The following is a 25,437-nucleotide window of genomic DNA, read 5'->3' on the forward strand; positions in this document are numbered from 1 at the left end:
CGCTTACTCCACGAACAGCAGGGCCGGGGTTTCCAGGCGCGTACGGATCGCCTGCACGAACTCGGCCGCATCCATGCCATCAACGATGCGATGGTCGAACGAGGACGACAGATTCATCAGCTTGCGGGCCACCACCTGGCCCTCGCGGAACATCGGGCGTTCGATGATGCGGTTCACACCGACGATCGCCACTTCCGGGTGGTTGATGATCGGCGTGGAGACCACACCGCCCACCGCACCGAGGCTGCTGATGGTGATGGTCGAGCCGGACAGCTCCTCACGCGTTGCCTTGCCCACGCGCACGGCGTTGGCCAGGCGCGCAATCTCGGTGGCGGTCTGCCACAGATCCAGCGATTCGGCATGCGCGACCACCGGCACCGACAGGCCGACCTCGCTCTGGGTCGCGATGCCCAGCTGCACGCCTTCATAGCGGGTCACGATGTTGGCCTGGTCATCGAAGCGGGCGTTCATCTGCGGGAAGTCGCGTGCGGCCAGCACCACGGCGCGTGCCAGCAGCGGCAGCAGGGTCAGCTTGCCGCGCTCCTTGGCCCAGCGCTCGTTGAGCTTGGCGCGCAGGGCTTCCACTTCCGTGACGTCGATTTCTTCCACATAGGTGATATGCGGAATGGTCGACCAGGACTGCTGCATCTTCTGCGCGATCTTGCGGCGCAGGCCCATGATCGGCACCTGCTGCTCGCCGGTACGGCGCGCGTAGCTGCTGCCGCCGGCGCTGCTACCGACCGGCTGCGCCTTGCCACCGGCGGCGGCGTAGGCGTCCAGATCGGCCTGCAGGATGCGGCCGCCCGGGCCGGTGGCGGGCACATAGCGCAGCTCGATGCCCAGGTCCCAGGCGCGGCGGCGCACGGCCGGCGAGGCCAGCGGGGCGTCACCGGCGTTGAGCACGCCGTTGGTGACCGCGCCGCGCGCGTCCTGCTTGGCGGCAGGGGCGGGTGCGGAGGCAGCGGCAGCCTTGGCCGGCGTCGCAGCCGGTGCAGACTCCGCGGCGGCCGCAGGCGCAGGCGCGGCAGCCTTGGGTGCAGCAACCGGTTCGGCAGGTGCGGCAGCAGCCGGCGCACTGGCGTCGCTGGCATTACCGGCACCGTCCACTTCCAGGCGGATCAGCTCGCTGCCGACGGCCATCATCTGGCCGGGCTTGCCGCCCAGCGAGACCACCGTGCCTGAGACGGGCGAGGGGATCTCGACCATGGCCTTGTCGGTCATGACCTCGGCCACGACCTGGTCTTCGGCGACCGGGCCACCGACCTCGACCTTCCAGGTGATCAGTTCGACTTCGGCGATACCTTCACCGATGTCCGGCATCTTGATGACGTGATGTCCCATGGTTCAGTCCTCCAGCACGCGCTGCATTGCATCGATGACCCGGGACGGACCCGGGAAGTAGTCCCATTCCTGCGCGTGCGGATACGGGGTGTCCCAGCCGGTAACGCGTTCCACCGGGGCCTGCAGGTGGTAGAAGCAGTGCTCCTGCACCAGCGCGACCAGCTCGGCGCCGAAGCCGCAGGTGCGGGTGGCTTCGTGCAGCACGATGCAGCGGCCGGTCTTCTTGACCGAGTTGACGATGGCGTCCAGGTCCAGCGGCCACAGGCTGCGCAGGTCGATCACTTCCGCGTCGATCCCGGCATCTTCGGCGGCGGCCTTGGCTACCCACACGGTGGTGCCGTAGGTGATGATCGTCAGTGCCTTGCCTTCGCGGGCGATGGCGGCCTTGTCCAGCGGCACGTTGTAGTAGCCCTCCGGCACCAGGTTGTCCGGGTACTTGGACCACGCGGTGACCGGGCGGTCGTGGTGACCGTCGAACGGGCCGTTGTACAGGCGCTTGGGCTCCAGGAAGATCACCGGATCGTCGTTCTCGATCGAGGCGATCAGCAGGCCCTTGGCGTCGTACGGGTTGGACGGCATGACGGTGCGCAGGCCGGTGGCGTGCGCGAAGATCGCTTCCGGGCTCTGGCTGTGGGTCTGGCCACCGTAGATGCCACCGCCGCACGGGGTACGGAACACCAGCGAGGAGGTGAAGCTGCCGCCGGAGCGATAGCGCATGCGCGCCGCTTCGGACACGATCTGGTCGTAGGCCGGGTAGATGTAATCGGCGAACTGGATTTCAGCGACCGGGCGCAGGCCGTAGGCGGCCATGCCGATCGCCGCGCCGGCGATGCCGTTCTCGGAAATCGGCGCATCGAACACGCGCTGCTTGCCGTACTTGGTCTGCAGGCCATCGGTGCAGCGGAACACGCCGCCGAAGTAGCCCACGTCCTGGCCGAAGATCACCACGTTGTCGTCGCGTTCCAGCATCACGTCCATCGCCGAGCGCAGCGCCTGGATCATGGTCATCGGCGTACCGCCGGTGTTGTTCTGTTCAATCCCGCTCATGTGTTCAGACTCCCAACTGCTGACGCTGGCGACGGAGATGTTCGGGCATGTCCTTGTAGACGTCTTCGAACATGAGGGCCGCGCCGGGACGGTTGTCGCTGCCGAGCAACCCGTGGGTCTCGGCTTCCTTGAGGGCACGCAGGATCTCGGCATCCAGTTCGGCGCGGAGCGCGTCGTGCTGCTGCTCGCTCCACAGGCCGCGCTTGATCAGGTGCTGCTTCAGGCGGTCGATCGGATCGCCGAGCGGGAACTGCTGCGCATCGTCGGCAGGGCGGTACTTGGAGGGATCATCCGAGGTCGAATGCGGGCCGGCGCGGTAGGTGACCCACTCGATCAGGGTCGGCCCCAGGTTGCTGCGGGCGCGTTCGGCGGCCCAGCGCGAAGCGGCGTACACGGCCAGCAGATCGTTGCCGTCCACGCGCAGCGACGGAATGCCGTAGCCCACGCCGCGCGCGGCGAAGGTGGTGTTCTCACCGCCGGCGATGGCCTGGAAGGTCGAGATCGCCCACTGGTTGTTGACCACGTTGAGCACGACCGGGGCGCGGTACACGTGCGCGAAGGTCAGCGCGGCGTGGAAATCGCCTTCGGCGGTGGCGCCATCACCCACCCATGCGGTGGCGATGCGGGTGTCGCCCTTGATCGCCGAGGCCATCGCCCAGCCCACCGCCTGGATGTACTGGGTGGTCAGGTTGCCGGAGATCGAGAAGAAGCCGTAATCCTTGTAGGAATACATGATCGGCAGCTGGCGGCCCTTCAGCGGGTCGGCCGCGTTGGACAGCACCTGGCACATCATGTCCACCATCGGCACTTCCTTGGTGACCAGGATGCCCTGCTGGCGGTAGGTCGGGAACTGCATGTCGTCATCGCGCAGTGCCAGGGTCTGGCCGACGGCGATGGCTTCCTCACCCAGGCACTGGATGTAGAAGGAGGTCTTCTTCTGGCGCTGGGCGATCAGCATGCGCGCGTCATAGGCGCGCGTCTTGAGCATGGCGTGCATGGCACGCAGCAGCACGGCGTCGTCGATATCGGCGGCCCACGGGCCCACGGCGTCGCCGTTGTCGTCCAGCACGCGGATCAGCTGGCTGGTCAGCGGTGCGGTCTGGCTGGCGCTCACGTCCACGGGCGGCTTGTCGACCGCGCCGGCGGGGCTCAGCTTCAGATAGGAAAAGTCGGTGGCCTCGCCGGGACGGGCGCTGGGCTCGGGCACGTGCAGACGCAACGGCTCGCTCGTGGCGGGGATCTGGGGTGATGACATGTCAGGGGCCTCGCTGGGCTTGGGTCATGGAGCTACAGGCATACCGCAGGCGGGGGGCAACGGTAATGGCGATGTTGGCGCGCCGACATCCGGTCAGGATCTCGTCGCGAAGCGGGTAAGGACCAGCGCTTGCAAGGCGGCTGGGGCCATGGCGCATTGCACCCGATGTGAAGTCTAGAGGCACAGCGGCTTATCGTAAATTTGTTTAATTGCGTATGAGGTATTGTTTATTCAGATATCTTCATTCCGCGGGAGCTCGTGCATGCAAATCCCAGCCAACATGACCCTGCGCCAGCTGCGGTACTTTGCCGAAGCTGCCGAGTTGGGGCAGTTCTCACAGGCCGCACGCAAGCTGCACGTCTCCCAGTCGGTGATCACCACGGCGGTCGCCCAGCTGGAAGCCTCGCTGGGCCTGAAGCTGTTCGACCGCATGCCGCACGGGGTCGGGCTGACCGCCGAGGGCCATCGGTTCCACCAGCATGTGCGGCACATCCTGGACACGCTGCAGGACGCCCTCAGCGAGCCGATGTTCCTGGCCAACACCCTGCCGGGCCGGGTTCGGATCGGCGCGTCCTATACGGTGCTGGGCTATTTCCTGCCGAGCCTGCTGGCGCGCTTCAAGCGCTCCTATCCGCAGGTGGAGGTGGATCTGGTCGATATGGACCGTGCTGCGATCGAGCAGGGCGTCGGCAGCGGCGACCTGGATTTCGGGCTGTGCATCATTTCCAACATGGCCGAGCCCTATGTGCTGCGGCGGCAGGTATTGATCCGCTCGCGCCGCCAGCTGTGGCTGTCCGAGTCGCACCCGCTGCTGCAGCTGCCGGTGATCAGCCCGGCCGACGTGGAGCCATATCCGTACATCATGCTGATGGTGGACGAAGGGCAGGAGTCGGCGATGCGCTACTGGCGCTCGGTCGGGCGCGAACCCAATGTGGTGTTCCGCACCTCGTCGCTGGAAGCGCTGCGCGGCATGGTCGCCTATGGCTTCGGGGTCAGCATCCTGTCGGACATGGTCTATCGGCCGTGGTCGCTGGAGGGGCGCCGGATCGACGTACGCACCCTCACCGACGCGGTGCCGCCGATGGAAGTCGGCCTGGTCTGGCGACCGGACGAAGACCTGTCCGCGCCGGCACGCGCACTGCATCAGTTCCTGGTCTTTGCCTGTGGCGGGTGAGCGCCCAGTGCATCGGCCAGGGCAGGCCGCGGATCGGGCAGCTCGCCCACGGGCGCGGTGAAGGCCTGCCCACGGCGCGTCCAGATCTGCCACGCCGAGTACGCCAGCAGTGGCACCACATAGGTAGCCAGGATGGCGTAGGCCAGCAGCCGGTAGCCCTTCGCGATCAGCGCGACCAGTCCGATGCCATCGGCCAGGAACACGGCCATCAGCAGGATGGCGGCAATGATCGCCACCCGCATGCCGCGGCCCGGGGCGGCGCCGGTTCGCTCCTTCCAGTTGACGCTGATGCGGCCGTCCACCGAGGCCATCAGCGTGACCCCGGTTTCGACCAGCGCGACCATGATCATCAGCCGGAACAACCACTGGAACCACGGCAGGCCCAGTTGGCCGAGCATCAGGTCCGAGGGCAGGGGGGCGTCGGCGATGTCCGGCAGGAACGCGATCATGCAGATGTAGAACACGATCGCCGGCAGGATCGCCAACGGGCCGGCCAGGGCGCCGGCGATCACCGCATCGCGCCGGCACAGCAGGTGGCGCACCACCAGCAGGATCGAGACCGCCGCGAACATGTTGTAGCCGGCGTAGGTCACGCCGTTGAGCACCCAGTCCTGGCCCAGCTCATGGGTGTTGGACAGCTGCGCCATCGCGCCGCCGCCGAAGCGATAGAGGATCAGGCACGCGGCAATGGCGTAGACCAGGTACATGAACGCCGACATCAGCTTGAACATGCGTTCGACGGCGTTGGTCCCGGCCTGCACTACGCCGGTGATGATCGCCACCAGCACCAGCGTGCCGACGATCCGCGGCCAACCGAACATGGTCGCGGCGAGTTCACCAGCGGCCGCGCCGAATACCGCCAGCACCACCACGATCAGCGCCAGATAGGCCACTTCGAAGGTCCACCAGCCACGGCCCAGCAGATGCCGGAAGAAGGTGCGGTAATCGTTGGCCCGGATCGCCCGGGCCAACAGGAAGGTCAGGATGCAGATCACGCTCCAGATCAGCATCGACAACACCATCGCGGCCAGGCCGCCCCAGGGGCCCGATGGCAGGAAAAACTCCGCCAGCTCACGGCCGGTGGCGTATCCGCCGCCGATCACGGCGGACTTGAACGCCAGGCCGGGCAACAGATACCGCTGGAACCGGCTGGCGGCGGCGGTCACTTGCGCGCGGCCGTCGGCTGCAGCAGGTAGAAGTCGCGCACGGTGCGGGCGATCTCGGCGATCACACGCTCACGTTCGCTGCGTGGGGCATTACTGGCTTTGACGAACACGGAGATCGCGAACTGGCTGCCGTCGGGCAGGGTGACCACGCCGACATCATTGACGGTGCCGGCCACGGTGCCGCTCTTGTCGGCCACCTTGGTGCCCGGCGGCAGGCTGCCACGCAGGCGCGCGCTGCAGGTCCGGCAACGTTCCATGATCTGCACCAGCACCTCGGTGCTGGCCGGGCTCAGGGCCTTGCCGGTGAACAGCCTGGTCAACAGGGTGGACATCGCGCGCGGCGTGGAGGTGTCGCGCGGGTCCTTGTCGAAGGCTTCGTTGCCGGCTTTGGTGCGCTTGACCACCTCCGGATCGAGGGTGAGCTCGGCGACGCGTTCCTTGGTCAGCGGCTCATCGCCGAGGCCGAAGATATCGCTCAGCAGCTGCCGGGTGTTGCGATCCAGACGCTGGCCTTCGATGCCCTGCGCGCGCAGCCAGGCGGTGACCGCGGCCGGTCCGCCGGCCTGCGCCACCAGCACGTCGGTGGCGGTGTTGTCGCTCTGGGTCAGCATGACCTCCAGCAGGTTGTGCACCGACAGGCTCACACCGTCATGGATGAAGCGGTCCGCGATCACTTCCGAATCGACATAGAACGATTTCGGCACCGGCACCATCGTGGTCAACGCCAGTTCGCCGGCATCCACCTTGGTCAGGATCACCGCCGCGACTGCCACCTTGAACGTGCTGGCCATCGGGAACCCTTCATCGGGGTTCAGATGGACCTGCTCGCCCTTGCCATCCAGTCGCCACGCCGAGACACCGACCTTGCCGTCGATCAGGGTGGCCAGCCGCGCGACTTCGGTTTCCACCGGGCTGGTCTTGCCGGCGCTGAACGCGGCGAGCGGGCTGAGGCCGAGCAACGCCGCCACGCACAGGCTCAAGGTACGGGATGTCATCTTCATGCGATGCAGGCCTCCAGCAGGCGGTTGAATTCCCCATCTTGCCGCATCGGATCGGCCACCGGCAGACCAAGACGCGCGCTGACTTCGGCGCAGGCGGCCGCTGCCGCGGCGTCGGTCATGCCATGGGTATTGAGACTGACGCCGACACAGCGGATATCCGGATTGGTCCGGCGGCCCAGCTGCACGGTCAACGCGATCACGTCTTCGATGGAGGGCAGCGGGTAGTCGGGGTAACCGAGCACATGCTGGCGCCCCGGCTGGTGGCAGACCACGAACACGTCCGGCTGGCTGCCATGCAGCAGGCCGAGGCTGACACCGGCGTAGGCAGGATGGAACAGCGAGCCTTGGCCTTCGATGACATCCCAGTGATCGTCGGCCGCATCCGGGCTGAGCAGTTCAGCGGCGCCGGCGGAGAAGTCGGCCACCACCGCGTCCATCGGAATGCCGCTGCCGGCGATCAGGATGCCGGTCTGGCCGCTGGCGCGGAAGTCGGCATCCACGCCGAGGCCGCGCAGGCCACGCGCCAGGGCCAGGGCGGTGTACTTTTTGCCCAGCGCGCAGTCGGTGCCGACGGTCAGCACGCGCTTGCCGGTGCGCTTGCGGCCGTTGCCGACCGGAATGCCACGCGGCGGCACGCGCACGTTGATCAGTTCGCGCCCGTGGCGTTCGGCTGCGGCCGCCAGTTCCGGAATGTCACCCAGCTTCTGGTGCATGCCGCTGACCAGGTCCAGCCCGTTTTCCAACGCATCGACCAGGGCCGGCAGCCACTGCGGCGGAATCACGCCACCGCCGTTGGCCACGCCGATCACCATCGCACGTGCACCGGCCGCGCGCGCCTGGGCCGGCGTCATGCTCGGCAGGCCGGTGCTGATCGGGCAGCCCGGCAGGCTCCACTCGGCCACGCACACTTCCGGGGCCCAGTCGTGCAGGCCGATCGCGGTCTTGGCGAAGCCGGCTTCGGTGGTGTCGCCCAGGAACAGCAGGTACGGCTGGGGGAGGGCGGCAAGGGCCTGCACGGCGGCAGTGGGCGTTGAGCTCATGGCGGATCCAGTGGTCGGTGGAGAGAAGAGAGCAGGGGAAGCATTCACGAGGGGCTCGCTGTTGTTTGACCTGGTTGGATCTGTATAAGTCCTAATCAGAGAATATGCAACCTAATTAGGATTATTCCCCTTCTCTTCCGACGGGTGGTCCGGCGGCAGCTCGGGGCGCCGCCATGGCAGGTGGCTGGACTCAGTAGCGATAGTCGATGGACATGCCGATCGTGCGCGGCTGCAGCGGTACGCCGGTCACCGCGACATAGCGGTTGAGCGCGTCTCGCACCGAGCCGGTGGAGACGTACGCGCGCTCGTCGGTGGCGTTGCGCGCGTACAGGCGGACCGTCCACGTCATGTTGGTCAGCTCGGCATGCAGGTCCAGCGCGTTGTAGCTGTCGATGTCGTACGCCCCGGCCACGCGCTCGCCGGTAACCCGATAGCCGGCACCGACCCGGCCCCGCCACTGGTCGCTCACATCGACGTCGTAGTCGATCGTGCCCGACCAGCTCAGCCGCGGCGTCATCGGCATGCGGCTGCCCGAGACCAGGCCGCTGGAGGGCGGTACGTCGCCGATCGTCGAATCGATGTAGGCCGCGTTGAGGCCGAGTGTGAGGCGCTCGGCCGGCCGCACCATCAGGCTCAGTTCCGCGCCCTGGCTGCGCGCGCTGCCGGCGTTGCCCATCCAGCTCAGCCCGTTCTCGGAGACGCGCACCTGGATGTCGTCCCAGTCGATCCGGAACAGCGCCAGATCGATCATCGCGCGGCGGTCCCAGAAGTGCGATTTGAAGCCGAGCTCCAGGTTGTCCAGGGTGTCGGCCTTGGTCATCGGCACCACGCCGGAGGTCGATACGTTCGGTCCGCCCGGGCGGTAGCCGGTGGCGTAGCGCGCGTAGATCATCGCGCTGTCGTTGAGGTGCCAGCGCGAGGCCAGCTTCCACGTGGTCACGCTGTCATCGGCGGAGTCGGCCAGATCGATCGGCCGCGGGCCGTAGAGCAGGCCGGTGCTGTGCTGCTCGAAGTCCTGCTGGTTGCGCGCATGCCGCACACCGGCGGAGACATCGAAGCGCGGGCTGAACTTGTACGTGACATCGGCGAAGATCGCCTGCTCGTCATAGGTGCCGGGCAGGCTGGCGGTGCCGGGATTGAACGGCAGCGGGATGCCGTTTGCATCGTAGGCGCTCACCTGCTGGCGGTTGGCGTTTTTCTCGCCGGTGAAGAAAGTGCCCAGCAACCATTCAAAGCGCTCACTCTCCTTGGAGCTGAGGCGGAACTCCTGGGTCCATTTGCGGGTGCCGAGGAATACATCGAACTGCGCCTGGCCGGCCGGGTACGGCGTCAGCAGCGGCCATGCCACGCCATAGACCAGCGTGGAGTCCTGCACCTCATCCATGCGGGTTTCGGAGAAGCTGGTCGCGGAGACGAAATCAACGTTGCCCAGGTCCCAGTCCAGGATCGCCGAGTAGTAGTCGGTCTCCATCCGGTACGGGGTCGCGCGCTGCAGGATGCCTTCGAGCGGGCCGCGGATCGGTTCCAGCGTGGGATAGGTCAGGCCCACCGCGCTGGAGTTGTCGGCATTCACGATCTGCGACAACGCCTGCACGCGCAGGTTGGCGGTGTCGCTGATGCGCCAGGTCAATGCCAGCCGGGAGGCGAGCTGGTAATAGCCGTTGCTGTCCCTGGCGTCGTCGCCGGTGAGGTCGGGCTGGTCCACATAGCCGGGCGTGCCCTGGCGCGACAGGCTGGCACGCAGGCCCAGCTTGCCTTCGATCAGCGGCACGTTGAACGAGGTGCGCACGCCGGTGCCCACGTCGCCCGCTTCCTTGGTGGCGTTGACGTCCATGCCGGCGCGGAACTCGAAGCTATCCGGATCGGCGGCCTTGGTGATGTACTTGAACAGGCCGCCCATCGAGCTGGCGCCATACAGCGTGCCCTGCGGGCCGCGCAGCACTTCCACGCTCTGGATGTCATACGGCAGCAGATCCAGCGCGTAGGTGGTCGCGCGCTGCTTGTTGCTGCTGGGGCCGATCGGGGTGTCATCGATGTAGGTGCCGATGATCGAGCCGCCGCCGAGGGGCGCGACACCGCGCAGCGCCATCGTGGTCTGGCCCGGTGCGCCGCCACTGTCGACCTGGAAGCCGGGCACGTAGGCGGCGAAGTCGTTCAAGCGGGTCGCACCGAACGCTTCCAGGCGTTCTTCGCTGATTACGCTGACGCCGGCCGCCACCTCCATGACGTTCTCGCTGCGCTTCTGCGCGGTGGCCACCACGCGATCCAGCTCCACGACATCGGGGGTGCTGCGGCTGTCATCGGCGTCGGCATCCTGCGCCATCGCGGTGGTGGCAAGGCCCATGCAGCACAGGGTGATGGTGGAGGCGAGGATCGAGCGGTTGATCGGCTTGCGCATGTGGCGGTCTCTCCGGAATCAGGGACGGGGTCAGGCAGAAAACACGGTCGCCAGCCACGGCTGATATAGCCGCGTGGCGTCAGTCCGCAGGGGATTGGGTGGGGGCTGCGTTGTTGGCGAGCAGTGGCCGTGCCCGACGCTCCAGGCGCAGCAGCAGGAACGCAACGAACATGCAGGTGCCCGCCATCAGCGCGAAAAACACCGTGCTGGAAAGCGTCGACCACAGCGTGCCGACCGCGCCGGCCAGCAGGTTGCCGCCAAACGAGGCCAGGAACCAGAACGCGATGATGGTGGCACCGAAGCCCACCGGCGCCAGGCGGGCGAACAGGCCCAGTCCCACCGGCAGGATGAAGAGCTCGCCGAAGGTGAAGATCGCGAAGAACAGCGCGGCCCACAGCCAGCCGACCTTGGCCGACGGTTCACCGCCGAGCACCGCCACCAGCGCGAACGACAGGCCGACCACCGCGGCACCGATGGCCATCTTGGTCAGTGCGGCCGGCTCGCGGCCATCGCGTGCCTGGCGCGTCCAGCGACGCACCAGCAGTGGCGTGATCAGAAACACCAGCAGCGGGTTGAGCGAGAAGAACCAGGTCATTGGCAGGGTGAAGTCTGCGGTGAGCACGCGGTCCACCCCGGTGTCGAGCCAGATCGCGATCGTGTTGCCGATCTGCTCGTAGGCCAGGCGGAAGATCACGATCAACCCGGCGATCATCGTCATCAGCTGCAGCAAGGGCCGGTAGGCCGGCTGCCACAGCGCCGAGAACGGCAGCGTGGCGCGCTCGCTGCGCGGCGGATCCGGTGGCAGGTGGCGGCGGCCGGTGATGTAGATCACCAGCCCGAGCAGCATGCCGATGCCGGCGGCGGAAAAGCCCACGTGCCAGCCATACACCTCGCCCAGCGTGCCGCAGACCAGCGGCGCCAGAAACGCGCCGAGGTTGATGCCCACGTAGTACACGTTGAACGCCGAGCCACGGCGCGGGTCATCGCGCGTGTACAGATCGCCGACCTGGCCGGGAAGGGTGGGCAGGAACAGCCCGTTGCCCAGGATGATCGCCAGCAGCGCTGGATACAGCAGTGCATCGAAGGCCATCAGGAAATGGCCGAACGCCATGATCGCCCCGCCCAGGATCACCGCACGCCGTTTGCCCAGCCAGCGGTCGGCGAGCATGCCGCCGAACACCGGGCTGAGGTAGGCCAGCGCGGTGTACAGGCCATAGACCAGTGAGGCCTGTTCCTGCGAAAACAGCAGCTGCTTGGTCATGTAATAGACCAGCAGGGCCCGCATGCCGTAGTAGGAGAATTTCTCCCACATCTCGGTGAGAAACAGGATGGTCAGGCCTGGCGGTTGCCCGAACCAGGCCGTGCGCGGTGCTTGGAGGCTCATCGGGCGGGGCGTCCGGCGGTCAGAGCTGCAGGCCGGTACTGATCAGGCGCTGGGTGATGGCGACGAATGCGACCACCAGGCCTGCCAGTGCGACCACCCAGGCGCCGTAACGACGCACGCGCGGCCAGCTGGCCGGCGCGCGGACCGCCACCCAGACCAGTGCGATGGCGGCGATGACGCTGAGCCACGACAGCGCCTGCACCAGGATCAACGGCCCGTTGGTGTAGGAGGAGATCGCGCCCGGGCCAGCGATCGATTTCACGTACAGCGCCCAGGCGATCACGGTGCCCAGCTGCGTGGTGAGCGCCAGCGTCTGCAACCAGCGCAGGCCACGGCCTTCGACCGGTGCGATGGCGCGGTAGTAACGGCGCACGAACACGCCGCCGATGCGCAGGACGGCCGACAGTGTCAGCAACCCCAGTGCGACGAACAGCGCAGGGCGCAGCCACGCCGGCGAACGCCAGCCCGGAATCGGCTCGAAGCCGAACACCGAGGCGAACGGACCGCCGGAGAAGTACACCGGGCGGCCATCCTTGACCTTCACTTCCAGCAGGCCACGCCCGTTTTCCTGCTGCCACAGCCACGGTGACACCTCGCGCCAGCGCAGCAGCTGGCCGTTCAGGCCCTTCTGGCCGTCAACGGTGATCGTGCCGTCCTCCTGCAGGTGCACGCGGGTCGGTGCGAACAGCGACAGCATGCGCAGATACGAACTGTCCGAACGGCGCGTGCTCTGCCAGTTCACCCCGGCCAGCGCAGCGGCATGCTCGCGGGCAGTGGCGGCATCCACGCCCGGGCCGGCGCGTTCGATCGGCAGGGTCGGCAGGAAGTTCTCGACGAAGCGCTCCCACACCTGGGCGCGCAGGGCAGAACCGGCGGCATCACGGCCCACACTGTTGGTGGAAACGAATACGCCGATGTTGCGTTCCGGAATCATCCACAGCCACGAGTAGAAGAACAGCATCGTGCCGCCGTGCGAGCGGGTGTCATAGCCGCCGGTGTCCGAGGCCATCCAGCCCAGGGTCATGCGCGGCAGGTGCGGCAGGATCGCGGCCTGCGGGGTCAGCATCTGTGCGTTGGTCTCGGCCCGCATGATGCGCTGGCCGTCGAGTTCGCCGTGGTTGAGCGTGGCCATCATGAAACGTGACATCGCCGAACCGGAGGCGTACAGACCGCCCACGCCCGGCGCGGTGTTCTTCTCGGCCGGGTAGGTTTTGCCCGAACCCAGCAGATACCCCTTGGCGGCGTGCGGCAGCAGCTCGGCCGGCAGCTTCTGTTCGAAGCTGGCGTACTGCATGTCCAGCGGCTGGAGAATGTGCTGCCTGGCGTAATCCTCGAAGCGCTGGCCGCTGACGCGCTCGACGATGTACGAGGCGATACCCGTGGCGTAGTTCGAGTACGCCGGTGTGGTGCCGGGTGCGGAGATCTGGTTGGGCACCCAGTCCTTGAGGTAGTTGTCGCGGTTGGCCGGATGGTCCGGACCCAGCACGATCAGGTAGCGCATGCGCTCTTCCAGACCGCTGGTGTGGGTCATGATCTGGCGCAGCGTGATCGGCTCACCCTTGGCCGGGACCTTGATGTCCAGGTAGGTGTTGATGTCGGCATCCAGGTCCAGTTTGCCCTGTTCGACCAGCTGCATCACCGAGGTCCAGACGAACAGCTTGGAGATCGAGCCCGGGCGGAACAACGTGGTTTTGGGATCCACCGGCGTGCGCTTCTCGACATCGGAGAAACCGAAGCCGCGCTCGGTGACGACCCTGCCGTTCTCGACCACGGTGACGACGGCGCCGGCGAGGTCGCCCTGGGCCATCAGGTAGGGCACCAGGCCATCGAGGAAGGTATCGACCCGGGCCGCGTCCAGCGTGCCGGTCGGCGCCGACGCGGGCGTGATGGTGTCAGGCGATTCGGTGGTCGCGGGCACCGGTGCAGCAGCAGTCGTCGGCGCCTGCGCATGCAGCGGCGAGAACGCTGCGGTCGATGCCAGCAGCATGCCGGAGATCAACGTGCGCCATTGGGTCGCGCGCGGACGATGCGATGTCGTGTTCATGCGTGCACTCCCTTGCCCCATACGGCGTCGTCGCAGTGCACCAGGCCCTCGTCGTAGCGCAGGCCCGGCACCCGGTCATCGCTCAGGAACAACGGACCATCCAGATCGACCACGTCGCAGTGCTGGCCCACGATGAAGGCCGGGCCCATCGCCCAGCTGCTGCCGATCATGTTGCCGACCATCACCTGCATGCCCAGGGCGCGCGCCTTGCCGACCATCGCCAGGCCTTCGGTCAGCCCGCCGGCCTTGTCGAGCTTGATGTTGATCACGTCGAACAGACCCGCCAGCGCCTCGATCTCCGCTGCGTCCTGCACGCTTTCATCGGCCGCGAACGGCAGCGGTCGTGCAAAGCCCTTGAGTTCGCCCTCGCGCCCGCGCTGCAGCGGCTGTTCCAGCAGCTTGATGTCGTTCTCCAGCAGCACCGGGATCAGGGCATCGAGCGCATCCACGGTATAGCCCTGGTTGGCATCCACGCCCATCCAGACATCCGGGCGCACCTTGCGTACCGCGCGCACGCGTTCGACATCGATATCCAGATCGCCGCTGAGCTTGAGCTTGAGTGCCTTGGCGGGCGCATAGCGACCGGTGGCGATCGATTGCATCGTCGCCGGGTCATCGGCGCCGAGGGTCCACGTGGTCAGCAGCGGGCGTGTCTGCGAAAGACCGGCCAGGGCCCAGGCAGGCTTGCCGGTGCGGCTCGCTTCCAGGTCCCACAGTGCGCAGTCCAGTGCATTGCGCGCGCCGCCGCGCGGCAGCAGCTGCTGCAGCTCGGCACGGGTGATGCCGGCTTCGATCCGCGCACGCAGCAGTTCCAGCGTGGCCAGCATCTGCTCGGGGGTGTCATCGAAGTAGTACACGCCGCTGGCTTCGCCACGGCCGCGATGGCCGCCGTCTTCCAGTTCCACGCGCAGTACCGGCGCGTGCTCGAACACGTAGCCGCTGATCCGGAACGGGGCCAGCAACGCAAGCGAGTCGATCTGCAGGGTCAATTTCACAGGATGTCTCCAGCCCCGTGGTCGGGGCTACGGGTCAGTAGTTGAGTGCGAAGTCGGCCAGGCCCATCAGGAACAGGGCATAGGCGAGCACGCAGGCCGAGATCAGCAGCAGCGCCGCCCACAGGCGCGCCAGCCAGCCGCGTCCGGCGCGGAAGGTCTGCACCAGGTTCCAGGCGGTGGATCCGATCCCGCCAATGATCGCGATCACCGAAGCGATGCCGAGCCCGATCACCGCCGGATCGAGACGATCATCCAAGCGCGCGAAATCCGCCGAGGCCCAGGCCATTACCGCCATCGCCACGGCGGGTACCAGCAGCATGAACCAGCACGCTGCGCGGCTGAGGCGGTAGGCCAGCAGCGTCCTGCGCGGCCAGCCCAGCCCGCGGCCATGGCGACGCCGCACCCACGCGGCGATCGGCCATGCCAGCGCGGAGAGTGCCAACACCGCGACGGCCGCGGTCAGCACTGGCTTGAGCCACACCGCGGAGCGATAGCCTTCCGCGCGCAGGAATACGTTGAACGGGGAGGACGAGTCCACCGCGAAGCCGACCGGCTTGCCGTCCTTGAGGATGGCGGCAAGGCGCAGCTCGCTGTTGTTCGCCTGCCACAGCCACGGTGCGATCGGCTTGAAGGTGGTGGGCTGGCCATTTGGCTGCTTCATGCGCGGCAGGCGCAGGCTGCCATCGTCGAGGGCCTCCAGGCGCGTCTGGGTAAGGATGCCGGTACGGCCGATACCGGTTTCGGCGCGGCGTGAATCGAGGTAGCTCGGCCCGGCCAGCTGGCGCGCCTGGTCCTTGGCGAGCGCGGCGTCGACCACCGGTGCCGCGGCCACGGCGGGCGCCGGGAAGTAACGGTCGGCGAAGTTCTCCAGCAGCTCCCGCCGGATCTGGCCGGTGATGCCATTGGCGCCGGCGCTGTTGAGGGTGATGAACAGGCCGACATCGTGGTCGCGGAACAGGAACAGCTGCGAGTGGAACGAGTACGTGTCGCCGGCATGGGAGACCACGCGCTGGCCGTTGACATCGATCTCGTAGAACCCGAGCGCCATGGTGTTCAGCGGCGGTGCGAAGCGCGTCTGCGGGGTCAGCATCAGCTGGCTGGTGGCCGCTTTCAGAATGGCCGTGTCGTGCCCGCCCGCCGCGTTCAGATGCGCGATCATGAAACGCGCCATGTCGCTGGCGGTGGCCGACAGCGCACCGGCCGGGGCCGACGGGGTGACTTCGAACTCGCGCGGCTTGCCCGATCCCAGTGCGTAGCCCTTGCTGACCAGCGCACGCAGCGCCGGCGGCAGGGGCTGGCGGAAGCTGGCGTGCTGCATCTGCAGCGGGGCGAAGATGTGCTGTTGAACGTATTCGGCGAACGGCTGGCCGGACACGCGCTCGACGATGTAGCCGGCCAGGCTGGTGCCGTAGTTCGAATACGCCGGCACGGTGCCCGGCGCGAAGATCTGCGCCGGTATGCGGCGCTTGAGATACGGCCCCAGTTCGACGCCCCCGGCCTCGGCCACCGCCTCGGTGGTCCACATGTACTTGATGTTGGCTTCGAAGCCGCCGGTGTGCGTCATCAGCTGCCGCAGCGTGATCGGCAGGCCGCGTTCGGGCACCTTGAAATCCAGGTACCGGTTGATGTCCGCGTCCAGGTCCAGCTTGCCGGCTTCCACGAGCTGCATGACCGCGGTCCAGGTCATCAGCTTGGAGACCGATGCCATCCGGAACAGCGTGCGGTCCGGATCCACCGGGGTCTGCTTCTCCACGTCGGAAACGCCGTAACCGCGACGGACCAGGATCCGTCCGTCCTTGACCACCGTCACCGCGGCACCGGCGATATCGCCACGCGCGATGGCATAGGGCACGAAGCCGTCCAGCCAGGTGGTCGCATCATCGGCAGTCAGCCGGGGAACGGAATCCACGCCGGGCGCGGGGGCGTCCTGGGGTGGGGAGGGTGGCCGCTGTGCCTCGGCCTGGAACGACAGCAACAGCCCACAGCACAACGCGACAAGTCCTGACAACGCACGCATGTGACGATCCCCTCTGGAACTGGAAGACGCGGCACCCCGGAGCGAATCATCGGAGGGCCAAAAACCATCTCAATCAGACAACAATATTCCTGATTAGAGAATTGTCAAATGCGCGTGATCGTCGCCGGATCATGCGCGACGGGGCAAATGTGACGTCTGGGTGTCCTGAACGCGCTATCCCGCGCTAATTGGGAACGTTTTCAGGGCAGTGGAGGCGGCGATCGGAGACGAACGCGACAAGAAACCATCCTGATCAGGATGGCATTCATCTCTACGTAGTATCGTATCCACAACTTCACCAGCAATAGCCCAAAGGTCCTGTCGATGAGCCCGAAAAGCCCGACGCTCGGAACCCTGCTGCGCGGCCTGCGCACGCGCCAGGGGTGGACGCTCAAGGAAATGAGCGAACACACCGAAATCCCCCTGTCCACGTTGTCGAAGATCGAACACGACCGCCTGACGTTGACCTACGACAAGCTGCAGCATCTGGCGCAGCGTTTGAACCTGCGCATGTCCGAGCTGTTCTCCGAACCGGATTCGGACAGCGCGCCCAAGCCGGTCACCGCCCGCCGCAGCCTCGGCTCGCTGGACAAGGCGCTGCGCGTGCAGACCGACAACTACGATTACTACTATCTGTGCACGGAACTGCGCCGCAAGCGGATGATCCCGATCCTCACCAAGGTGCGCGCCAAGACCACGGCCGAGTTCGGCGAACTGGTCCGCCACCCGGGCGAGGAATACGTGCACGTGATGGAAGGCCGCATCCAGGTCCACACCGAGTTCTACGATCCAGTGGTGCTGGAGACCGGGCAGGGCATCTACATCGACAGCCAGATGGGCCACGCCTACATCGTTGATACCGGCTGCGAGGAAGCGGTGCTGCTGGCCGTCTGTGCCAGCGCGGATGAGGATCTGATGGAATCGCTGATCACCCTGCATGAGCAGGAGGGCGGGGTCTGACCCGTCCCCAGCCTCACCAGGTCGCCTCCAGGCGGCGGAACGGCTGATTGAGCAGTACACCGCGTGCGTCGTAATCAGTGAGCGTGCGGCCATCCACCCGTACGGTGGCGGGGCGCGTGCGGCTGGGCCACCAGACCCGCACCGCGGTGTCCTTGCGCAGTCCCGTGCCCAGCGTGACCTGAAGCGTTCCCTGGTGCTGCCGTGCCTGCACGGCCAAGGTGCCATGGGCGGTCGGCAGCCGATCCACGGCCAGCCCGTCACCGGCCAGCCACGAGGGCGGGGTGCCCGGCAGCAGCGACAGCGCGTCATCGTCCTCGCGCATCAGCATCCCGAACAGGGTGCGGCCGTACTCGGCGCCGATCCAGGTGTGTGGCATGTCGCCGAGGTAGCGCGGGAAACGAAGCCGTGAGTGCACCACCTCGGCCAGCACCTGCCACTCCAGCGGCTGGCGGTCGTGCAGCAGCCCCTGCAGCAGTTCATCGGCGGCCTCGGGCTGGTCCAGGTGCACGTAGCTCAGCACGTTGCGGATTTCATACGGCGTGTAGGCGTATAGCGCGCCCGGTTCGCTGCGCTTGCGCACGTCCTGCAGATACCGCGCGAACGTCGTGCGCAGTGCGTCCGCCGGCAGGACATCCTGGGCGCCGGTGGGATCCAGCGCGATCGACACGCCGGTGGGGTCGCCATCACCCAGGTCGGCCGAGGAGGGAATGAAGTCGATGCCCTTCCACGCCATCGTCGCGCGGATCGACGCGGCCAGTGCGTCGTGCAGGGCGGTGTACTGCTGGCGCGCCCATGCTGCGGTTTCGTGATCGCCCAGCGACTCGGCCAACCACGCACCGTCATGCCAACCCTTCAGGCCCCAGTAGTCATCCCAGTAGCTGTGCGTGGGCGACGGGTAGCCTTCGTGGCTGATCGACGGCGCCAGGATCCCGGCGAAGCGTTCGGGCGAGGGCTGGTTGGCCATGTAGCCCGGCACCAGCGTGCGCTCGCGCAGTTCCTGCAGGAAGCGCATCGCCGCTTTCACCTTGGGCAGGTAGGCCCGTACCGACTCCGGGCCGCCATCGAGCCGGGCCACGTCGGCGACCAGGGCGATGTACTGGCCCTGGCTGTCGTACTCGATATCCGAACCGAAGCCGGTGTTGACGCTGCCATCGTCATTGAGGATCGGCGAGACCAGCCCGTTGGCGTGCAAGCCATGCTCGCTGTACCAGGCCAGGTAATCGCGCGCCACCTTGGACTCGCCCATGCGCAGCAGCACCGCGGAGGTCGCCATGCCGTCGCGGATGAAGGAGCGGTTGTAGTTGCGCGGGCCAGGCTGCATCGCCGGGCCGGTCTGGTTGATCAACATGTAGGCGGCCTGCGCGCGCAGCATGTCCACCAGCGAGGGGTCGGGCAGGCGCAGGCCGACCTGGCCCAGGCGCGCCTGCCAGTCATCCGAAGCACGTTTGGCCAGGGCGTCGTAGGTGGCATCGGGTGCAGGCGGAAGGGCAGCCAGATCCAGCGCCGGGGCTTCAGGCAGGGCGCCGTCCTTCGCAGAAGGCGCCGTGCCCAGCGGGAACGCGACCACCACCGAACGGCTGTCGCCCGGCGCCAGCTGCATGCGGTAGGTCAGCGCGGCGGCGGCCAGGCCCTCGGCATCGCGTGCCTGCGTAGTGGCAGGCAGCGTGCCGTTGGCGATCGCTGTGGTGATTTCCGTGCGGCCATCCGCGCCGAACGGGGCCGCACCGGCAACGTCAACGGGCGTCAGTGACTGCAGCAGGGCGCGGCCATTGACGCGCACGCGCTGACCCTCGATGGCGACCTCGCGGATCGCCGACAGGCCACCGTTCTGCCACGGTGGATTCATCTGCATCGGCCGCACCGCCAACGTCAGAGTGCCGCTGACAGGCAAAGTGCCGGTGTTGCGCAGGCGGTGGCGCACGAAGGTTACCGGCTGTCCGTCGAGCTCGACGGCGAACGCTTCGCTCTGCAGTTCAAGCCCCGGTTGTGGCGACCAGGTTGCCGACGGCATCGGCTTCCAGCCATCGCGCAGCGCGTGCCGCACCGGCGCCCCGGCGGCACCCGCGGCGACACCGTCCGCACTGCGCCAGATCGGCTGCACCAGCGGTGCGCCCTTGAAGGCCTCGATGTTGCCGTACTCGTCGAAGATCGATTTCTGCCGGCCGGCATGGATGCCGACCGCGGTCCAATAGGTCTGCTGCAGGTGCAGCGACGCAGGGAACAACGCGCGCTGCGCGCCGCTGGCGGCGATCTGATAGCGCTTCATCGGCGTCATCACTGCCTTCGGACCCAGCAGCCGCAGGCGGGCCACCTGCGGCACGCCGCCGTCCACCGTCAAGCGCAGCGCCGTGGCGGTCACGGCAGCCGGCGCGGCCAACCAGCTTTGCTGCCGGGTACCGGCCTGCGGGTCTTTCGCAAGCTCGACCCAGCGCCCCTGCGCATCACGCGCCTGCAGCCGCGCGGCGCCGTGCGCCCCGGCCCAGTCCACGGCCAGGCCGGTGGTGGACACCGCACGCGGCAATGCGATGTCAAGCGCGTGCGCACCGTCCTTGCCAGGTGGAACGGCCACCGCACTGCCGCCTTGCCACAGCGCCGCGGCCCGCGTTGCATCCACGCCGGCCACGCGCGCGCTGGTGGTGCTGTCCAGCGGCTCCAGCTCGAAGATCGACACGCCCCAGTCCGAGGTGCGCTCCGGACTGGCCAGGCGCAGGTAACGCGCCTGGCGCGGCGCGAAGTAGAGCGTCTCGATACCGCCGAGTGAATCGCGCATGGTGTAGGCCGGCTGCCACTGCTGCCCATTCAGCGAGGTCTGCAGGGTGTAGCCCTCGGGATTGGATACATCCCAGGTGATCTGCACGCCGCTGAGCGTGCTCGGTTGGCCCAGGTCCACCTGGAACCAGTGGCCGGGGCTGAAGGCACCGCCGGTGACCGTGGTCGGGTCGCCATCGATCAGGTGGCTGACCGCCATCGCCGGCACCTGCTGCGAAGAACTGCTGGCCTGCCACTGGCTGCGCGGCGCCACGGGCTGGGCAGCCGCGGGCAGGCTCAGGGCGAGGGCGGCGAAGAGCAGGGCGCGGGCCATGACGCGGCGCGGCCGGTGCACGGCAATCGAACGGTCAGCATGCAGCCCCATCAACGCGCTCCTGATCTCAAACGACCGCCAACGGCGGGGTGCGGCACACGCTAGCAGGGCCTGTAATCGTTTACATGACGCGTCGCAATATGGCCGGGGCCGTCACCCTGCCGCCGTCGCGATCCGGTCGCGCAGCCACCGGCGCGCCGGATCGTGGTGGACGCGTTCGTGCTGGCTGCATGCGTTGCCGCTTTCGTGATGCACTGCGCTGGGCGATGCGTGACCCTTCTGCGATAGTCGCGACATATAAATCACGCGCGTTAGATTGATGCTTCATCCACAAGAGTTGTCCGCAGCGCAGATCATCCACGTGCTGGATGAGGTGTTCGGCGTGCGTGCCACTGCGGTGCTGCAACGCGCCGGCGGAGCGGATGCGGGGGCGACGGTGTACCAGGTGGCTGGCCCGGACGGCGCGCGCTGGTGGTTGAAATGCCGCCGCTATGCGGTGGCCCCGGTGGTGTGGACCGTGCTGCACCACCTGCGCGAGCACGCCGGCCTTCGGGAAGTGATCGCGCCGCTGCCCACGCGCGATGGTGCGGCGGCGGCGAGCTGGGCCGGGCTGCAGTGGACGCTGTTTCCGTATGTCGAGGCGTTCTCCGGTTTTGAAGAGGCGCTCTCGCGGGGGCATTGGGAACGGCTCGGACGGGTGCTGCGCCAGGTGCATGAGGCGCGGCTGCCGACCGAGCTCTCCGATTCCCTGCGTCGCCCGGTGTTCGACGACGACACTGCGGTGGAACGCGTCGGCGCGTGGCTGCAGCGGGCCGATGCGCGGATACCCGTACGCGATGCCCTGGGCGAGGAGTACCTGGCACTGTGGTGCCGCCATCGCCAGCGGATCGAGGCGATCTGGCAGCGCTGTGGCGAGCTGCGGGCGCGGATCGGTGAGGGACGATGTCCGCGCGTGCTGTGTCACGCGGATCTGCACGCGGGCAATGTGCTGGTAGGGCCGGGCGCCAGCGTCTTTCTGATCGACTGGGACGACATGGTGCTGGCGCCGCGCGAGCGTGATCTGATGTTCATCGGCGCAGGCATGGGCGGGCGCTGGGGACGTGAACAGCCGCCGGGCTTCGTCGAGGGCTACGGTCCGGTCACGGTCGACCCGCTGCGGGTGGCCTACTACCGCCACTGGCGGATCCTGCAGGACCTGCAGGAATTCCATGACCTGCTGCTCGAGCCCGGCGCCACGGCGCGTCCACCTGCACAGCGACGCCAGGCCCTGCGTTACATGGCCGAGCAGTTCGCACCCGGCAACGTCGCCGATTGCGCGGCCCGTGCATGGCAGGCCACACAGGGCTGAGGCCGCCGCTCAGCGGATGTCGGTACGCAGGCTGCCGCGGATCTGATCGCGCCAGACCCCGGCCACGCCGGCGTCGTCGGCAAAGTGTGGCCAACGCAGCACGCTGTGCCGGACCTGTTCAATGATGTCGCGGGCGCGGCGGGCATTGATCGAGGCGGTGGCGGCACATGCGGCCAGGTCGGCCAGGTCGAAACCCTCGCGCTTGCCGTTGATCGACATCTGGTGCCGGGCCGTCCAGTCGCCGTCCGGGTTGTAGGCCCAGGTGATGTCGAAGGCAGGCGACAGCGACCACTGGCCCTGCCGATCCATCAGGTAGGCGATGTTCTTGACGTGGTCGTCCTGGTTGCGGGCGATCACGTTGAACACCATCCGCCGGAACTGTTCCTCCAGCTGCGCCATGGGCAGGCGCAGCTGGCGCATGACCAGCAACGCCTGCTCATAGGAGTACGCATCGGGATCGTTGAAGTCGAAGTGAGCCATCGCCGCCAGCGACTGCATATGGTGCTTGCCACCGGCCTCGGTGCGGTCGAAGCGTTGGGTCATGAAGTGGCGGCGGCCGCCTTCCTCCAGCAGCCGGCACTCGCTGATCTGGATGCCCGCATCCCGTGCCATCAGCGCGTACGCGTACTCGACCACGCCGTAACCTTTGGGGTCAGCCAGCTCCTTGTCGCGGTTGTTCTGTACGCCATCGAACTTGAGCAGCCAGTAGCTGAAGCCTGGCGCGGCCGCGGCCTGGCCCGATCGGACTTCACCGGTGCTTTCGTTCCAGGCGATCACGGCTTTGGCCCGTGCGCCACCGGCCGAGGTGCCCACGCGCAGAATGTCGCGCAGCGCATCGGCGCGTTCTTCATCGCCGAAGGAGGCGCGCAGATTGTCGCGGTTGCTCAGGACTTCGGTGGCCAGCGCGACCAAGGCATCGATCTGGATCTTGTGCGCCGTGCGGACGCGCGGACCATGCACGGGCGAGAACTCCAGCGCGCCCATGCCGCGCGTGCCGGTGTAGCACAGCCGCTCCACCGCGTTGAAGCTGTCCGGGGTGCGGCCCTGCGTGGCCAGCCACGCGTTGATCAGGGTGTTGCCGTACTTGTCCGGCAAGGCATCGGCGAGCAGGCCGGGCAGGCCATGGAAGCCTGCGGGGTTGAGCGAGGGGAAGCTGAAGACCCGCTCCGCCGCCAACGGCATGGTCAGAGGGGCGACTTCGATGCTGGAGCGTGCAAACGCCGGGTCGTAGGCAAACTGCGCGATCCGCTCGCCGTCGGCCAGTGTCACCGCGCCGATCCGGCTGCCCCACAAGCGCACCTCGGCCGTGGTACTCATTGCTCATCGCCCCAGGTCCACGGCTTGGCCGGTGCCGACGCGGCCACCCCCGGTCGGGCACGCTGGCGCGGCTGGCCGCGGCGTTCCAGCAGGTCGATCGGATTGGGGCTGTCGCTGGGCAGCAGGGCGTCCAGCGCCTCCAGCCTGCCGAGGGCGCGCAGGTATCGGATCAGGTTGGCCAGTTGCGCGGGCGTACCGTCTTCGAGCCGCTGCACGGTGCGTTTGGAGACGCCGGCCGCATCCGCCAGCTGTTCCTGGGTGAGTCCCTGCGAAAGGCGCATGCGCGCAAGGCGTAGCCCAAGCTCCAGCAGCACCGCCTCGTCGGTCATCAGATGTGTGATCGTCATAAAGTGACCCTCCTGACGCGTTATCATCCTCTTTGGGGCTACGGCGTCAAGTATGACGCTTTGTGGAGCTTAAATTGTTTTTATATAAAGCGCCACGTATGGCGCGTTATAAGACGATATGAGCATAACGCGCCATAAGTGACGCTTAAAGACAGGGATATTCGCGCGCGCAAGTGGGACCCCGAATCCGTGGCCGGCACGATGAGCATCGGCCAAGCAGCAACATCGCCGCGATCCTGTCGAAATGCGGCCCACCTGCACCGGCGCTCAGTGCACGGCGTTTGCTAAAATTCGCAGTTCACTCTGGACGCTGCAAAAGAAGGACCTTGAATGAAGATTGCCGTCGCCGGTACCGGGTACGTGGGCCTCTCAAACGCGGTGCTGCTCGCACAGCATCACGAGGTGGTGGCGCTGGACATCGATCCGGCCAAAGTGGCGATGATCAATGCCCGCCAGTCGCCCATCGAAGATGTCGAGATCGAAGACTTCCTCGCCAACCGCGCGCTGAACCTGACCGCGACGCTGGATCCAGCGCAGGCCTATGAGGGTGCGGATTTCGTCATCGTCGCCACGCCGACGGATTACGATCCCAAATCGAATTACTTCAACACCGCCTCCGTGGAGGCGGTGATCGGCGATGTGCTGCGGATCAACCCATCTGCCGTCATCGTCATCAAGTCGACCGTGCCGGTCGGCTGCACGAACGCGCTGCGGGCCCGGTTCGGGACCGACACCATCCTGTTCTCGCCCGAATTCCTCCGCGAGGGACGCGCGCTGCATGACAACCTGCACCCGAGCCGGATCATCGTCGGCGAGCGCTCGGAGCGCGCCGCGGTGTTCGCCGAGCTGCTGAAGGAAGGCGCGATCAAGAAGGACGTGCCGGTCCTGTTCACCGACGCGACCGAGGCGGAGGCGATCAAGCTGTTCTCCAACACGTACCTGGCGATGCGGGTGGCCTACTTCAACGAACTGGATACCTACGCCAGTTCGCACGGGCTGGACACGCGCCAGATGATCGAAGGGGTGAGCCTGGATCCGCGCATCGGCGGCCATTACAACAACCCGTCCTTCGGCTACGGCGGCTACTGCCTGCCCAAGGACACGAAGCAGCTGCTGGCCAACTACAGCAAGGTGCCGCAGAACCTGATCCACGCCATCGTCGAGTCCAATCGCACGCGCAAGGATTTCATCGCCGATGACATCGTGGTGCGCAACCCGAAGGTGGTGGGCATCTACCGGCTGGTCATGAAGGCCGGCTCGGACAACTTCCGTGCCTCGGCGGTGCAGGGCGTGATGAAGCGGATCAAGGCGAAGGGCATCGAGGTCATCGTCCACGAGCCGGTGCTGACCGAGCCGACGTTCTATCGCTCCCGCGTGGTGAACGATTTCGCGGCGTTCCTTGCCGAGGCCGACATCATCGTCGCCAACCGGCTGACGCCGGAACTGGCGGACGTCGTGCATAAGGTCTACACCCGCGATCTGTTCGGCTCGGATTGAGCCTGGAGAGCATCCACGCATGGC

General features: G+C 67.1%; 18 protein-coding genes. 4 read left to right on the top strand and 14 right to left on the bottom strand.

Translation table 11 applies throughout. The annotated features are described in order from the left end of the window. Positions 1–3: 3 nt before the first annotated feature. The 3 genes from C0R07_RS05725 to C0R07_RS05735 are packed head-to-tail and all read right to left on the bottom strand — an operon-like array spanning position 4 to position 3,643. A complete protein-coding gene (locus C0R07_RS05725) occupies positions 4–1,341 on the bottom strand; it encodes a dihydrolipoamide acetyltransferase family protein (protein WP_102788362.1) in 1,338 nt (445 codons plus the stop codon). A gap of 3 nt (positions 1,342–1,344) precedes the next feature. Then, entirely contained in the window at positions 1,345–2,388 is a 1,044-nt protein-coding gene (locus tag C0R07_RS05730) for an alpha-ketoacid dehydrogenase subunit beta (RefSeq protein ID WP_102788363.1), read from the bottom strand. A 4-nt stretch (positions 2,389–2,392) separates the two neighbouring features. Further along, on the bottom strand, positions 2,393–3,643 hold the full coding sequence (locus tag C0R07_RS05735; protein WP_102788364.1) for a 3-methyl-2-oxobutanoate dehydrogenase (2-methylpropanoyl-transferring) subunit alpha: 1,251 nt from the start codon (positions 3,641–3,643) through the stop codon (positions 2,393–2,395). Between the two features lie 262 nt (positions 3,644–3,905). Here C0R07_RS05735 and C0R07_RS05740 point away from each other — a divergent pair, with 262 nt between their 5' ends. After that, positions 3,906–4,817 carry a LysR substrate-binding domain-containing protein gene (locus C0R07_RS05740; protein WP_088434372.1) on the top strand — a complete coding sequence of 304 codons (912 nt, stop codon included), beginning with the start codon at positions 3,906–3,908 and terminating at the stop codon, positions 4,815–4,817. Here the strand turns inward: C0R07_RS05740 and C0R07_RS05745 are convergent. The 8 genes from C0R07_RS05745 to C0R07_RS05780 all read right to left on the bottom strand — a co-directional run bounded on the left by C0R07_RS05745 (position 4,787) and on the right by C0R07_RS05780 (position 16,862). After that, positions 4,787–5,983, bottom strand: a complete 1,197-nt coding sequence (locus C0R07_RS05745) for a YkvI family membrane protein (RefSeq protein WP_102788365.1) — start codon at positions 5,981–5,983, stop codon at positions 4,787–4,789. The genes C0R07_RS05740 and C0R07_RS05745 overlap by 31 nt on opposite strands. Beyond that, entirely contained in the window at positions 5,980–6,984 is a 1,005-nt protein-coding gene (gene bla, locus C0R07_RS05750; RefSeq protein WP_019183071.1) for a class A beta-lactamase, read from the bottom strand. The genes C0R07_RS05745 and bla overlap by 4 nt, the downstream gene beginning before the upstream one ends. After that, positions 6,981–8,024 (bottom strand): DUF1611 domain-containing protein, encoded by a 1,044-nt coding sequence (locus tag C0R07_RS05755; protein WP_019183070.1) that lies wholly within the window; start codon positions 8,022–8,024, stop codon positions 6,981–6,983. The genes bla and C0R07_RS05755 overlap by 4 nt, the downstream gene beginning before the upstream one ends. A gap of 190 nt (positions 8,025–8,214) precedes the next feature. Further along, positions 8,215–10,422 carry a TonB-dependent receptor gene (locus tag C0R07_RS05760; protein WP_102788366.1) on the bottom strand — a complete coding sequence of 736 codons (2,208 nt, stop codon included), beginning with the start codon at positions 10,420–10,422 and terminating at the stop codon, positions 8,215–8,217. Between the two features lie 79 nt (positions 10,423–10,501). Next, the gene (locus tag C0R07_RS05765; RefSeq protein ID WP_102788367.1) at positions 10,502–11,806 is read right to left on the bottom strand and encodes a peptide MFS transporter; all 1,305 of its coding nucleotides are present in this window, start codon (positions 11,804–11,806) and stop codon (positions 10,502–10,504) included. A gap of 19 nt (positions 11,807–11,825) precedes the next feature. Next, positions 11,826–13,850 (bottom strand): serine hydrolase domain-containing protein, encoded by a 2,025-nt coding sequence (locus C0R07_RS05770; protein ID WP_167390323.1) that lies wholly within the window; start codon positions 13,848–13,850, stop codon positions 11,826–11,828. Then, positions 13,847–14,845: a dipeptide epimerase gene (locus C0R07_RS05775; RefSeq protein ID WP_019183066.1), complete on the bottom strand. Its 999-nt coding sequence runs from the start codon at positions 14,843–14,845 to the stop codon at positions 13,847–13,849. Before C0R07_RS05775 ends, C0R07_RS05770 begins: the two co-directional genes overlap by 4 nt. 34 nt (positions 14,846–14,879) lie before the next feature. Beyond that, positions 14,880–16,862, bottom strand: a complete 1,983-nt coding sequence (locus tag C0R07_RS05780) for a serine hydrolase domain-containing protein (protein ID WP_102788369.1) — start codon at positions 16,860–16,862, stop codon at positions 14,880–14,882. Positions 16,863–17,186: 324 nt separating this feature from the next. Between C0R07_RS05780 and C0R07_RS05785 the strand changes: the two genes are divergently transcribed. Then, on the top strand, positions 17,187–17,822 hold the full coding sequence (locus C0R07_RS05785; RefSeq protein ID WP_019183064.1) for a helix-turn-helix domain-containing protein: 636 nt from the start codon (positions 17,187–17,189) through the stop codon (positions 17,820–17,822). A 13-nt stretch (positions 17,823–17,835) separates the two neighbouring features. Here C0R07_RS05785 and C0R07_RS05790 read toward each other — a convergent pair whose 3' ends face one another. Continuing rightward, the gene (locus C0R07_RS05790) at positions 17,836–20,955 is read right to left on the bottom strand and encodes a discoidin domain-containing protein (protein WP_102788370.1); all 3,120 of its coding nucleotides are present in this window, start codon (positions 20,953–20,955) and stop codon (positions 17,836–17,838) included. 268 nt (positions 20,956–21,223) lie between these two features. Here C0R07_RS05790 and C0R07_RS05795 point away from each other — a divergent pair, with 268 nt between their 5' ends. After that, a complete protein-coding gene (locus C0R07_RS05795) occupies positions 21,224–22,252 on the top strand; it encodes a phosphotransferase enzyme family protein (RefSeq protein ID WP_102788371.1) in 1,029 nt (342 codons plus the stop codon). A gap of 9 nt (positions 22,253–22,261) precedes the next feature. Here the strand turns inward: C0R07_RS05795 and C0R07_RS05800 are convergent, their stop codons facing one another. Then, on the bottom strand, positions 22,262–23,569 hold the full coding sequence (locus C0R07_RS05800; RefSeq protein ID WP_102788372.1) for a type II toxin-antitoxin system HipA family toxin: 1,308 nt from the start codon (positions 23,567–23,569) through the stop codon (positions 22,262–22,264). Beyond that, entirely contained in the window at positions 23,566–23,916 is a 351-nt protein-coding gene (locus tag C0R07_RS05805; RefSeq protein ID WP_070473076.1) for a helix-turn-helix domain-containing protein, read from the bottom strand. Before C0R07_RS05805 ends, C0R07_RS05800 begins: the two co-directional genes overlap by 4 nt. 330 nt (positions 23,917–24,246) lie before the next feature. Here C0R07_RS05805 and C0R07_RS05810 point away from each other — a divergent pair, with 330 nt between their 5' ends. Then, positions 24,247–25,413 carry a nucleotide sugar dehydrogenase gene (locus C0R07_RS05810; protein ID WP_102788373.1) on the top strand — a complete coding sequence of 389 codons (1,167 nt, stop codon included), beginning with the start codon at positions 24,247–24,249 and terminating at the stop codon, positions 25,411–25,413. The last annotated feature ends 24 nt before the right edge of the window (positions 25,414–25,437 follow it).

The organism is Stenotrophomonas bentonitica, from assembly GCF_002887735.1.
In the GTDB taxonomy this organism is placed as follows: domain Bacteria; phylum Pseudomonadota; class Gammaproteobacteria; order Xanthomonadales; family Xanthomonadaceae; genus Stenotrophomonas; species Stenotrophomonas bentonitica_A.